Source organism: Pseudomonas sp. PA27(2017) (genome assembly GCF_001945445.1).
In the GTDB taxonomy this organism is placed as follows: domain Bacteria; phylum Pseudomonadota; class Gammaproteobacteria; order Pseudomonadales; family Pseudomonadaceae; genus Aquipseudomonas.
The window spans coordinates 47022-59717 of record NZ_MSXW01000025.1 but is presented as its reverse complement, the minus strand read 5'-3'; the positions used below and the strand labels follow the sequence as shown (position 1 = coordinate 59717).

Annotated in this window: 9 protein-coding genes and 1 pseudogene; 6 read left to right on the top strand and 4 right to left on the bottom strand. The window is 62.7% G+C overall.

Translation table 11 applies throughout. The annotated features are described in order from the left end of the window. Nucleotides 1-137, top strand: a pseudogene (locus BVH06_RS25430) (IS4 family transposase); the annotation flags it as partial. A gap of 34 nt (nt 138-171) precedes the next feature. Here the strand turns inward: BVH06_RS25430 and BVH06_RS13715 are convergent. Next, entirely contained in the window at nt 172-669 is a 498-nt protein-coding gene (locus tag BVH06_RS13715) for a DUF934 domain-containing protein (RefSeq protein WP_074887588.1), read from the bottom strand. Beyond that, nucleotides 653-2311, bottom strand: coding sequence for a nitrite/sulfite reductase (locus BVH06_RS13710; RefSeq protein WP_075934410.1), 1659 nt, complete (start codon nt 2309-2311; stop codon nt 653-655). Before BVH06_RS13710 ends, BVH06_RS13715 begins: the two co-directional genes overlap by 17 nt. A gap of 495 nt (nt 2312-2806) precedes the next feature. Between BVH06_RS13710 and BVH06_RS13700 the strand changes: the two genes are divergently transcribed. The 3 genes from BVH06_RS13700 (at nt 2807) to BVH06_RS13690 (ending at nt 4940) form a co-directional block, all read left to right on the top strand. Beyond that, a complete protein-coding gene (locus BVH06_RS13700) occupies nt 2807-3733 on the top strand; it encodes a ZIP family metal transporter (RefSeq protein ID WP_075934409.1) in 927 nt (308 codons plus the stop codon). Nucleotides 3734-3805: 72 nt separating this feature from the next. Beyond that, nucleotides 3806-4600 (top strand): ABC transporter substrate-binding protein, encoded by a 795-nt coding sequence (locus BVH06_RS13695; RefSeq protein ID WP_168172912.1) that lies wholly within the window; start codon nt 3806-3808, stop codon nt 4598-4600. 37 nt (nt 4601-4637) lie between these two features. Further along, on the top strand, nt 4638-4940 hold the full coding sequence (locus BVH06_RS13690) for a DUF1883 domain-containing protein (RefSeq protein WP_075930334.1): 303 nt from the start codon (nt 4638-4640) through the stop codon (nt 4938-4940). A gap of 65 nt (nt 4941-5005) precedes the next feature. Here the strand turns inward: BVH06_RS13690 and BVH06_RS13685 are convergent, their stop codons facing one another. Together BVH06_RS13685 and metH are read right to left on the bottom strand one after the other, a co-directional pair. After that, nucleotides 5006-5320, bottom strand: coding sequence for a DUF5629 family protein (locus tag BVH06_RS13685; protein WP_075934407.1), 315 nt, complete (start codon nt 5318-5320; stop codon nt 5006-5008). Then, nucleotides 5317-9033: a methionine synthase gene (metH, locus tag BVH06_RS13680; RefSeq protein ID WP_168172911.1), complete on the bottom strand. Its 3717-nt coding sequence runs from the start codon at nt 9031-9033 to the stop codon at nt 5317-5319. Before metH ends, BVH06_RS13685 begins: the two co-directional genes overlap by 4 nt. 188 nt (nt 9034-9221) lie before the next feature. Here metH and BVH06_RS13675 point away from each other — a divergent pair, with 188 nt between their 5' ends. Continuing rightward, entirely contained in the window at nt 9222-11498 is a 2277-nt protein-coding gene (locus BVH06_RS13675) for a fatty acid cis/trans isomerase (RefSeq protein WP_075934406.1), read from the top strand. A gap of 171 nt (nt 11499-11669) precedes the next feature. Continuing rightward, nucleotides 11670-12689, top strand: coding sequence for an acyltransferase (locus BVH06_RS13670; RefSeq protein WP_075934405.1), 1020 nt, complete (start codon nt 11670-11672; stop codon nt 12687-12689). Nucleotides 12690-12696 lie beyond the last annotated feature (7 nt).

Sequence of the window (12696 nt, the reverse complement as noted above, 5' to 3'; positions counted from 1 at the left end):
GCAGAAGGTTGGCTGAGCTGCGGGGAGGTATCGGAGGAATGTTTCTGGATCACCGTCCAAGGCCGGGAAGACCCAGGACGGTGAAGATTTCCAAAACCCGATATCCAGTGGATCGTAAGGCTGCTCCGCTTAAGTGAACAGCATTACGCCGAGAGGCGGGTTTTTCCATTCTCAGGCGCGGCGCCTGAACAGCGGTTGAGGCTCGTCGGCGGAGGCTTGGTAGACCTCTGAGTATTCCTCGAAGGCTTTCAGGGCGTCTTCGGCGTCCTTGTCTTCGCGCAGGGCGAAAGCATCGAAGCCGCAGCGCTTGAGCGCCCACAGCTGGTCACGCAGCACGTCACCAATGGCGCGCAGCTCGCCCTTGAAACCATAGCGGGTACGCAGCAGATAAGCGGAGGACGAGTGACGGCCGTCGGTGAAGGCCGGGAAGTTCAGGGCGATGACCTGGAAGGCGTCCAGCGAATCGACGATCGATTCGATCTCTTCCTCGGCGTCCAGCCAAACGCCCAGGCCGCCGTCGCGGGCTTTCAAAGCATGGCCATGTTCGAGCCAGAGGTTCAGCGGCACGATCAGGTCGTCGCAGTTGGACAGCTCTTCGAAGGCGGTTTCCTTGGGCAGCAGGTGCCAGCTTTCGTCGACGATCTGGCCGTTCTTAATGATTCGCTGCATATACGCGCTCCTTGAACGGGGCGACACCGATACGGCGGAAGGTGTCGATGAAACTTTCTTCTTCGGTGCGTTGCTCGACGTAGACGTTGACGATCTTGTCGATCACGTCCGGCATGTCGTCCTGGGCGAAGGACGGGCCGAGGATCTGCGCCAGGCTGGCGTCACGACCGGCGCTGCCACCGAGGGACACCTGGTAGAACTCCTGGCCTTTCTTGTCGACGCCGAGAATGCCGATGTGGCCTACGTGGTGGTGGCCGCAGGCGTTCATGCAACCGGAAATGTTCAGGTCGATGTCGCCGATGTCGAACAGATAATCCAGGTTGTCGAAGCGGCGCTGGATGGCCTCGGCCACCGGAATCGACTTGGCGTTGGCCAGGGAGCAGAAGTCGCCGCCCGGGCAGCAGATGATGTCGGTCAGCAGGCCTACGTTCGGCGTGGCGAAACCCTTGTCGCGCAGTTCGCCCCACAGGGTGAACAGCTGCGCCTGCTCGACGTCGGCAAGGATGATGTTCTGGTTATGGCTGTTGCGCACTTCGCCGAAGCTGTAGCGATCGGCCAGGTCGGCGATGGCGTCGAGCTGCTTGTCGGTGACGTCGCCCGGGGCCACGCCGGTAGGCTTGAGCGACAGAGTGACGGCCACGTAACCCGGCTTCTTGTGGGCGAAGGTGTTGCGTTGGCGCCAGCGGGCGAAACCCGGGTGCTCGGCGTCCAGCTGGGCGAGTTGCACGTCGTGATCCTGCAGCGCCTGGTAGGCCGGGTCGACGAAATGCGCAGCGACGCGGGCCACTTCGGCTTCGGTCAGGGTGGTTGGGCCATCCTTGAGGTGCGCCCACTCGGCGTTCACGCGCTCGGCGAACACTTCCGGGGTCAGCGCCTTGACCAGGATCTTGATGCGCGCCTTGTATTTGTTGTCACGACGGCCATAGCGGTTGTACACGCGCAGGATGGCGTCGAGATAACTGATCAGATGCTGCCACGGCAGGAATTCGTTGATGAAGCTGCCGACGATCGGGGTACGACCCAGACCGCCACCGACGGCGACGCGAAAGCCCAGTTCGCCGGCGGCGTTGTTCACCGCTTCCAGGCCGATATCGTGCACTTCGATGGCGGCGCGGTCACTGGCGGCGCCGTTGACGGCAATCTTGAACTTGCGCGGCAGGTGGCTGAATTCGGGGTGGAAGGTCGACCACTGACGGATGATTTCGCACCATGGGCGCGGATCGACGATCTCGTCCTTGGCTACGCCGGCGAACTGGTCTGTGGTGGTGTTGCGGATGCAGTTGCCGCTGGTCTGGATGGCATGCATCTGCACGGTGGCCAGTTCGGCGAGAATCTCCGGTACGTCTTCCAGCTCGGGCCAGTTGAACTGGACGTTCTGGCGCGTACTGATGTGCGCGTAGCCCTTGTCGTAGTCACGGGCGATCTGGGCCAGCTTGCGCACCTGGGTGCTGTTCAGCAGGCCGTAGGGCACGGCGATGCGCAGCATCGGCGCGAAACGCTGGATGTACAGACCGTTCTGCAACCGCAGCGGACGGAATTCTTCGCCGCTCAGTTCGCCACTGAGGTAACGGCGGGTTTGATCGCGGAACTGCTTGACGCGGTCCTCGACGATTTTCTGGTCGTACTGGTCGTATACGTACATGGGAATCCTGTTATCAGGCTGCTTGCCAGATCGATGAAAGGCGATTGCGGCGCGACAGTGCGGCTTGGATCAGCGGCGGTCGAACTCGCGTTCGTTCGCTGAGTGGCCCTGGCAAGCCGTCACTCACAATGCTTCGATGACCTGTTACAGCAAATCTGCGCGCACGGCCGCGCACTCCTATGCGGAGCCGGGGCACGATACCAGTTCAGGTTTATGCGCAAAAGTGATGTTTGAATATAAGAAAAGAACTTTTGGTACTAAGCGAGAAAGCATGCATAACTGTGTCGGTGCATCGTCGCAAAAGGGCGTGGCGAACGGTCTTCACGGGGTGTTGAGGACTGAGAATCATCCGCAGCGGCGAGGCGCCTAACGCTGCTTTTCGGGCGTAGCGATGCCGGGCGGCAGCCAGGTGAAACACCAGTCGTAGTCCGCTTGTCGCACTTAACAGGCGGCCGGCTTACGCCCGCTCATTTCAGGGTCGATAAACGAGGTTCTATGCAAACGCTTTCCGAGCGCAATGGCTTGCTGCAGGTGTGGATGTCCCAGGTTCGTCAATCGCCCTGGGTCGCAGCCGGGTTGGCAGTTGCCCTGCTGGTGGTGATGTGGCTGCTGGCCAGCAGCCTGTCCAACGTATTCGACGAGGGGCACCCGGAGCGCATTCGTCATGCCCTCTATGGCGGCGGGGCGGGGTTTGCGGCAACCACCCTGGGTGCGTTCGTCGCCCTGGCGCTGGGCAGCATCAGCGTCAGAACCCAGGACAGCATGCTGGGGTTCGCGGCGGGCATGATGCTTGCGGCAAGCTCCTTCTCGCTGATCTTGCCGGGCCTGGAGGCTGCCGAGAACCTGACCGGCAGCGGCATGGGCGGCGCGGCGACCGTGGTGCTCGGCCTTGGCCTGGGCGTGCTGCTGATGCTCGGGCTCGACCATTTCACCCCGCACGAGCACGAAAGCGCGGGTGCCCAGGGGCCGCACAGCAGCCGGCTGAGTCGAGTGTGGTTGTTCGTGTTCGCGATCACCCTGCACAATCTGCCCGAAGGCATGGCCATCGGTGTGGGCTTCGCGGCCGATGACATGCAGGTCGGCATTCCCCTGGCGACCGCCATCGCCATTCAGGACATTCCCGAAGGCCTGGCTATTGCCCTGGCGCTGCGCACCATCGGCATCTCGGCGTTGCGTGCGGCGCTGATCGCGGCGGCCAGCGGGCTGATGGAGCCGCTGGGAGCGCTGGTCGGCGTCGGCATGTCCAGCAGTTATGCGCTGGCCTATCCCATTGGCCTGGGCCTGGCGGCTGGCGCCATGCTGTTCGTGGTGTCCCACGAGATCATCCCCGAGACGCATCGCAATGGGCACCAGACTTCTGCGACGCTGGGGCTGATGGGCGGATTTGCTGTGATGATGTTCTTAGATACGGCATTGGGCTGATAGGCATTTGCCGGGAGCTGATGCACACTGCGCCTCGTCTTGATGCTTCAGCGATCGGAATGGGATTGGCGCGTGCGCATAAATGATGTCATGGCCCGTGGTCGTCGCGCCGCCTGCATGCTCATGCTGGCGGGCGTTTTGGGTGGCGGTGCCACAGCGCAGGGCGAGCCGCTGAACGTCTATGTCGGGCAAGGGCAGATGCCATTCGCCGATGGCGTCGCCAAGCGTGCCGGCTTGTTCGGTGAGCTGATGCACGAGTTGTGCGTGCGCACCGCGCAGCAATGCGTGTTTCGCAGTGTGCCCTGGCGTCGGGTATTGAGCGAAGCGGAGGGCGACCCTCGTGGCATCGTGCTCAACCTGGGGCGCACCCCCGAGCGCGAAGCCGGATTCGTCTGGCTGCTCGACGTGCTGCCTACCCCCTATGTACTCGCCAGCCTCGATCGGCCGTTCGATACCCTCAGCGATGCCCTGCAGGCCGGCCCTGTGGCGGTGATGGCCGGCACGCCGCGTGCCGACGAGATCAAACGCATCCGCACTGGTGATCAACGGGTCGTGGAAGTCACCGACCCGCAGCAGGCCGCGCAGCTGTTGCACAGTGGGCGAGTTGTGGCCTGGTACGAAATCGATCTGCGCGCCCTGTACCTGTGGCGCGAGATGGATGCCGAGCCACCGCTGGTGTTCGGCAAGCCGTTGAGCGGTACCCGCAGCCATATCGCCGGAAGCCTCAAGCTCGAAGGCGCACAGACATTATCCGAGCAGATGACAGCGGCCTTCGCCGACATGCGTAGTGACGGCAGCTGGCAGCGCATTCTGACCAGTTATCTGGGCCTCGATCGGTCGCGGGCTTTGCTGTCGGACGGCTGGTGAGTCATGCTAGCGCCCTGAACCCCCCGAGGAGCGCTTGATGAAGTACATCCACCAGCGCGAGCACCTCAACGAGGATGACCTGGTCATCATCGAATGCTCGCAAACCTGCAATATCCGCCTGATGAACGACGCGAACTTTCGCAGCTTCAAAAATGGTGGCCGCCACACCTATCATGGCGGCGCGTTCGACAAGTTTCCGGCGAAAATCACCGTGCCCAGCAGCGGGTTCTGGAACATCACCATCGACACCGTGACCCGCAAGGCGATCAGCGTGACGCGCAAGCCGACCCTCAAGCACTCGATCAAGATCGTCAGGCGTTCTTCGTCGAACCTTTCATAACGCTGCCGCAGCTGACTTTTCGCTAGGCGGATTTGCCGGCAACTGTTGTGTCGATGGTTGCTAGGTCAGTCACCTTCAGCACTGAACGCTGCCAGGCATGTCAGGCGGTGGCCGTCGATCAACCAGCTGTCGTCGCCAGCCTCGTATTCGGCCTCCATCACCGCGTTGTAGCTGAACTGCCAGCGCTTGCGGTCGCGACCGTCCTGAACCTCGATGGACAGCACCACGGCTTCGCTGGCGAATGACTGATCCGCTTCTGCCGCGGCCTCGGCCTGGTCGAGCAGCGCGTCGTCGAGCTGGAAGTCGAAGGCATGCAGGTCGTCGATGACCAGCATGTCGGCGGTTTCCAGCCCGTCGAGCAGATAGGGTTGCTCACTCATTCGTCATACCCCAGGTTGGGCGCCAGCCAGCGTTCGCTGACGGCGAGGTCCTGCGCCTTGCGCTCGGTGTAGCGTTCGATCTGATCCTTGTCGACCTTGCCCACGGCGAAGTACTGCGCCTGCGGGTGGGCGAAATACCAGCCGCTGACCGCAGCCGCCGGGAACATGGCGTAGTGCTCGGTGAGGAACACGCCGCTCTGGCCGGCCTGGTTGTAGTCGGCCTCCGGGTCGAGCAGCTTGAACAGCGTGCCTTTCTCGGTGTGATCCGGGCAGGCCGGGTAGCCTGGGGCAGGGCGGATGCCCTTGTAGGCTTCCTTGATCAGTTCCTCGTTGCTCAGCTGCTCGTCCGGCTGATAGCCCCAGTACTGCTTGCGCACCTGCTCGTGCAGCCACTCCGCGCACGCCTCGGCGAGACGGTCGGCCAGAGCCTTGACCATGATCGCGTTGTAATCGTCGCCGTTGTCCTGATAAGCCTTGGCCACTTCCTCGGCGCCGATACCGGCGGTGGTGATGAAGCCGCCCACGTAGTCGGTGACGCCGCTTTCCTTTGGCGCGACGAAGTCGGCCAGCGACAGGTTCGGCTTGCCATCGGGCTTGATGGTCTGCTGGCGCAGATGGTGCAGGGTGGCCAGCGGTTGGCCGTCATCGCCGTAGACTTCGATATCGTCGTCACGTACCTGGTTGGCCGGCCAGAATCCGAGCACGGCGCGAGCCTTGATCAGCTTCTCGTCGATCAGCTTGCGCAGGATCACCTGGGCATCGTTGAACAGGCTGGTGGCCGCCTCGCCGACCACTTCGTCGGTGAGGATGCGCGGGTACTTGCCGGCCAGGTCCCAGGAGATGAAGAACGGCGTCCAGTCGATGTACTCGGCCAGCACATCGAGGTCGATGTCGTCGAGCACCTTGGCGCCGGTAAAGCTCGGTTGCGGAGCGCTATAGCCGGCCCAGTCGAATTTCAGCTTGTTGGCGACGGCGTTGACGTAGCTCAGGCGCTCGGTGCGGGTCGCCCGGGCCGAGGTACGCTCGCGCACCACCACGTATTCGTCGCGGGTGCGCTGCACGAAATCGGGCTTGAGCTCCTTGGACAGCAGCTGGGTGGCCACGCCCACGGCGCGCGAAGCGTCGGTGACGTAGACCACGGCGTCGTTGCGGTACTGCGGGTCGATCTTCACCGCCGTGTGCGCCTTGGAGGTGGTCGCGCCGCCGATCATCAACGGCAGCTTGAAGCCCTGGCGCTGCATTTCCTTGGCGACGTGGACCATCTCGTCCAGCGACGGGGTGATCAGGCCGGACAGGCCGATGATGTCGCACTTCTCGGCGATGGCGGTCTGCAGGATCTTTTCCGCTGGCACCATCACGCCCAGATCGACAATGTCATAGCCGTTACAGCCCAGCACCACGCCGACGATGTTCTTGCCGATGTCGTGCACGTCGCCTTTCACCGTGGCCATGAGGATCTTGCCCTTGGCTTCCGGCTTGTCTCCTTTCTCCGCCTCGATGAACGGAATCAGATGCGCAACCGCCTGTTTCATCACGCGGGCGGACTTGACCACCTGGGGCAGGAACATCTTGCCCGAGCCGAACAGGTCGCCAACGATGTTCATGCCGCTCATCAGTGGGCCTTCGATGACCTCGATGGGGCGCGCGCATTGCTGGCGGCATTGCTCGGTATCTTCGACGATGAAGGCGGTGATGCCCTTGACCAGCGCGTGCTCCAGGCGTTTGTCGACCGGTAGCGAGCGCCACTCTTCGTTTTCGACTTCCTTGGCGGCGCCGTCACCCTTGAACTTGTCGGCGATGGCGAGCAGGGCGTCGGTGCCGCCCGGCGTGCGGTTGAGCACTACATCCTCGACGCGATCACGCAGCTCTTTGGGAATCTCGTCGTAGATCTCCAGCTGGCCGGCGTTGACGATGCCCATGGTCAGGCCGTTCTGGATCGCGTAGTAGAGAAACACCGAGTGAATCGCTTCGCGCACCGGGTTGTTGCCGCGGAACGAGAAGGACACGTTGGACACGCCGCCCGAACTCAGCGCATACGGCAGCTGGTCACGGATGTAGGCGCAGGCCTCGATGAAGTCCACGGCGTAGTTGTTGTGTTCCTCGATGCCGGTGGCCACGGCGAAGATGTTCGGGTCGAAGATGATGTCTTCCGGCGGGAAGCCCACTTCGTTGACCAGGATGTCGTAGCTGCGCTGGCAGATTTCCTTCTTGCGCGCCGCGGTGTCGGCCTGGCCGACCTCGTCGAAGGCCATCACCACCACGGCGGCGCCATAGCGCTTGCACAGCTTGGCGTGGTGCTTGAACTGTTCGACGCCTTCCTTCATGGAGATCGAGTTGACGATGCCCTTGCCCTGGATGCACTTGAGGCCTGCCTCGATCACTTCCCACTTGGAGGAGTCGATCATGATCGGCACGCGGGAGATGTCCGGCTCGCCGGCGATCAGGTTGAGGAACCTGACCATGGCCGCCTTGGAGTCGAGCATTCCTTCGTCCATGTTGATGTCGATCACCTGGGCGCCGGCTTCCACCTGCTGCAGGGCGACTTCCAGGGCCTCGGTGTAGTTTTCCTCGCGGATCAGCCGGGCGAACTTGGCCGAGCCGGTGATGTTGGTACGCTCGCCGACGTTGACGAACAGCGACTGGCGATCGATGGTGAATGGCTCCAGGCCCGACAGGCGACAGGCCTTGGGAATGTCCGGAATCGGGCGCGGCTGGTACTTGGCGACCGCTTCGGCGATGGCCTGGATGTGCCCCGGCGTGGTACCGCAGCAGCCGCCGATGATGTTGAGAAAGCCGCTGGCGGCGAATTCTTCGACCACCGCCGCCATTTCTGCCGGGGTTTCGTCGTACTCGCCGAAGGCGTTGGGCAGGCCGGCATTGGGGTGCGCGGACACATGGGTGCCGGCCTTGTTCGACAGCTCTTCCAGGTACGGGCGTAAGTCGGCGGCGCCAAGGGCGCAGTTCAGGCCCACGGAAATCGGCTTGGCATGGGCCACCGAGTTCCAGAACGCTTCGGTGGTCTGGCCCGACAGGGTGCGGCCGGAGGCGTCGGTGATGGTGCCGGAGATCATGATCGGAAGTGTAACGCCGTCCTCGTCGAACACCTGCTGCACGGCGAAGATCGCCGCCTTGGCGTTGAGGGTATCGAAGATGGTCTCGATCAGGATCAAGTCGGCGCCGCCCTCGATGAGGCCGCGGGTGGCTTCGGTGTAGTTCTCGACCAGCTCGTCGAAGGTGACATTGCGGTAGCCGGGGTCGTTGACGTCCGGGGAGATCGAGCAGGTACGGCTGGTCGGGCCCAGGACGCCGGCGACGAAACGCGGACGGTCCGGGGTTTCCAGGGTCTTGGCGTCGGCCACTTCACGGGCCACGCGCGCGCCGGCGACGTTCAGCTCAAAGACGATCGACTCCATGTCGTAGTCAGCCTGGGACACCTGGGTGGCGTTGAAGGTGTTGGTTTCCAGGATGTCGGCGCCAGCGTCCAGATAAGCTTTTTCGATGGCGGCGATGATCTGCGGCTGGGTCAGCAGCAGCAGGTCGTTGTTGCCCTTCACGTCGCTCGGCCAGTCGGCGAAGCGTTCGCCGCGGTAGTCGGCTTCTTCGAGCTTGTAGCTCTGGATCATGGTGCCCATGCCGCCGTCGAGGATCAGGATGCGTTCCTTGAGGGCTTGCTGAAGTGCTTGGAGGCGGGCGCTGCGATCTGACAAGGGCATGGAAAAGGCTCTGAACGGGAGGCTACGACAAGGCGGCAAATGATAACAAACCCTGACGGTTTTTCTGCGCCGCACACTTGTGCATGAATTATGTTCATGTTGATGGTCAGGTGAACGGCCATGCAGGCATAGCGATAGCACAGACGAGACGGCTAGAATGCGCGGCCAATTTCGTGGAATTTTGCGCCATGTACTGCCGGCTGTTGTTGACCTTCTGTCTCGTTCTGATCAGCCCGCTGACAGTGGCCCAAGAGATTTCCTACAGCCGTGACATCCAGCCGATCTTCACGCACAACTGCGTAGCGTGCCACGCTTGCTACGACGCACCATGCCAGCTCAATCTGGGCAGTGGTGAAGGCGTCGAGCGCGGCGCCAGCAAAGCAGCCGTTTACGACGGCACGCGTACCCATACTCAAGCGACTACGCGGCTGTTCATGGACGCCCATGGTGCGCCGGCCTGGCGCCGCAAGGATTTTCATTCGGTGCTGGAACAGCAGGGCGGTCAGGCGGCGCTGATGGCGCGTATGCTCGAACTCGGCCATGCCACGCCGCTGCCGCCCAACAGCAAGCTGCCCAGGGACCTGGACATCAGCATCGAGCGCGCCAACCAGTGTGCGTTACCGGGTGAGTTCGCCGACTTCGCTGGCAAGAACCCCATGGCCGGCATGCCATTCGCCGTCACCGGCCTCACCGAACAGGATTACCAGACCGTACAGCGTTGGCTGCAGCAAGGTGCGCCGGTGGACGAGCAAGCGCTGCAGGCCAGCCCGGCCGAAGCCCGCCAGGTCGCCGACTGGGAGCGTTTTCTCAATGCCGCGGGCAATGAGCAAGGCCTGGTCAGCCGCTGGCTCTACGAGCACCTGTTTCTCGCCCATCTGTATTTCGATGGGGGCGAGGCCGGGCATTTCTTTCAGTTGGTGCGCTCGCGCACGCCCAGCGGGCAGCCGGTGGACATCATCGCCACCCGGCGCCCCAACGATGACCCCGGTACGGACTTCTATTACCGGCTGATGCCGATCCAGGGGGTGATCGTCCACAAGACCCACATCACCTATCCGCTCAGTGCCGCCAAGCTTGCGCACGTGCGCGCGCTGTTCTTCGGTACCGATTGGCAGGTAAGTCAGCTGCCAGGTTATGGCGTGCAGCATCGCTCCAATCCGTTTCTGGCGTTCGAGGCGATTCCGGCCCAGGCCCGTTACCAGTTCATGCTCGATAACGCCGAGTACTTCGTGCGCACCTTCATCCGCGGGCCGGTGTGCCGTGGGCAGATCGCCACCGACGTGATCCGCGACAACTTCTGGGTGTTCTTCCAAGACCCGCAGCACGACCTGTACGTCACCGACCCGGCTTATCGCGGCGCCGCCACGCCCTTGCTGGCGATGCCGGGCCAGCTCGACGAGATCGGCGACCTGCTGGGCCTGTGGCGCAGCTACCGTGACAAGCGCAATGAATACGAGGCGCTGCGTACCGAAGGCTACGCCGCGGCTCCGGCGCCGGAGTGGTCGCAGATCTGGCAGGGTAACGACAACGCGTTGCTGTCGATCTTCCGCCAGCACGACAGCGCCTCGGTGCGCAAAGGCCTGGTGGGCGAGATCCCGCAGACCCTCTGGTGGATGGACTATCCGCTGCTCGAGCGCACCTATTACCAACTGGTGGTCAATTTCGACGTGTTCGGCAACGTCTCGCACCAGGCGCAGACGCGCCTGTACTTCGACTTGATCCGCAATGGCGCCGAACAGAACTTTCTGCGCCTGATGCCGGCCGATTCGCGCAAGGCGATCTTTGGTGACTGGTACCAGTACAGCGGCAAGCTCAAGGCGTGGATGGACTATTACCCGGTGGATCGGAAAACCCCGAGCGGCCTGGCCCTGGGCAGCGATGATCCAAAGCGCCAGTTCGCCGAGCAACTGCTGCAGCGCTTCGTCGCACTCGACGCCCGGCCTGATCCGATCAATCGCTGTGGCGGCGAGCATTGTCATCGCGATGGCCTGCCTGCCGAGTTGCGTCAGGCCGAACAGGCGTTGAGCCGCCTGGCGTCGAAGCCAGCCGCGCAACTCAAGGTGATCGAGCAACTGCCGGAAACCACGCTGCTGCGGGTCGAGGGGGACGGTCGTCGCGAGGTGTACAGCCTGCTGCGCAACCGTGCCCACAGCAACGTCGCCTTCATGCTTGGCGAAGAGCTGCGCTACCAGCCGCGTCTCGACACCCTGACCGTCTACCCCGAGGTAATGAGCAGCTACCCGAATTTCATGTTCTCGATGCCCGCCGCCCAGGTGCCGGACTTCGTGGCAGCCATGGAGCAGGCCGGCGATGCGGCCGCTTTCGAGAAGGTCGTCGAGCGCTGGGGCATTCGTCGCACTCACCCGCAGTTCTGGCAGTACTTCCATGACCTGACGGCGCATATCCGCGAGCACGAGCCGATAGAGGCCGGCGTACTGGACATGAACCGCTACCAGAACCTGTAGCCAGCAACCCGGCTCTCGCGACTCGCCGCGAGAGCCGCGGCGTAGCCGTACCCGAGCAACGCTTCGCTAATTCATCCGATCTTTCTGTCGCCACTGCGGTCGGACGCTGTGGCAGCCGATTATTGACGGCTGCCCGGTATCGGTTTCAACGAGCGGGAGAGTGGCGGTTTTATGCTGATTTCAGTGCAGGCACTCCGGGCATTGGCTGCCTGGGTAGTGGTCTTTCACCATGTCATGCAGGTGTTTTTCGATTTCAAGGCCGAGAGTTTCATGGGTCATCTTTTTTCAGACAAGGGCGCGGTGGGCGTCGATATTTTCTTCGTCATCAGCGGCCTGGTCATCTACCTGTCCACCCAGGGCAAGACCATCACCCCGTGGCGCTTCATGCTCAACCGCGCCCTGCGCATCGTGCCGGCCTACTGGCTGTACTCGCTGATCGCCGCACTGATCATCGCCTTCGCCAACCCGGTGATGCCCACCCAGGCCTTCGATCTGCAGCACCTGATGCTTTCGCTGCTGTTCATTCCTGCGGAAAACCCGGCGGGTTTCGGGCTCTACCCCACGCTCAACGTCGGCTGGACCCTGAATTACGAGATGTTCTTCTACCTGCTGTTCGCCCTGGCGTTCGTGGTTCCGCAGCGCCTGCGCCTACTGTTCGTGGCGGTGATGCTGATGATCTTCGGCCTCCTGGCGACCCAGCCCTGGCTGAGCAACTTCTACCGCAACAGCATCGTCTACGAGTTCCTGTTCGGCGTGCTGCTGGGTATGGTCTACAGCCGCGGCTGGATCCGTCAGGGGCTGTGGGTGCCGCTGCTGGTGATCGCCGGTTCGCTGCTGGCCATCTACCACTTCGACAACACCATGCGCCTGCTGCACTGGGGCGTGCCGAGCGCCCTGATCGTCGCGGCCTGCATCGCCATGGAGCCGTGGTTCAAGGATAACCGCCTGCTGGCACGCATGGGCGACTGCTCGTATTCGGTGTATCTGCTGCACGTGATCATCCTGTCCCTGGGCTGGTACCTGCAGGCCAGCCTGGATCTCAATCCCTATGTGGTCATCGTCGCCTGCGTGCCGCTGATCGCCCTGGCGTCGTGGGGCAGTTACGAGCTGATCGAGAAGCGCTTTTTCGTCCAGGCCAAGGCATGGATCAACGAGCGATCGGGCAAAGACCAGCTTCAGGCCTTATCCTGAGTAAAAT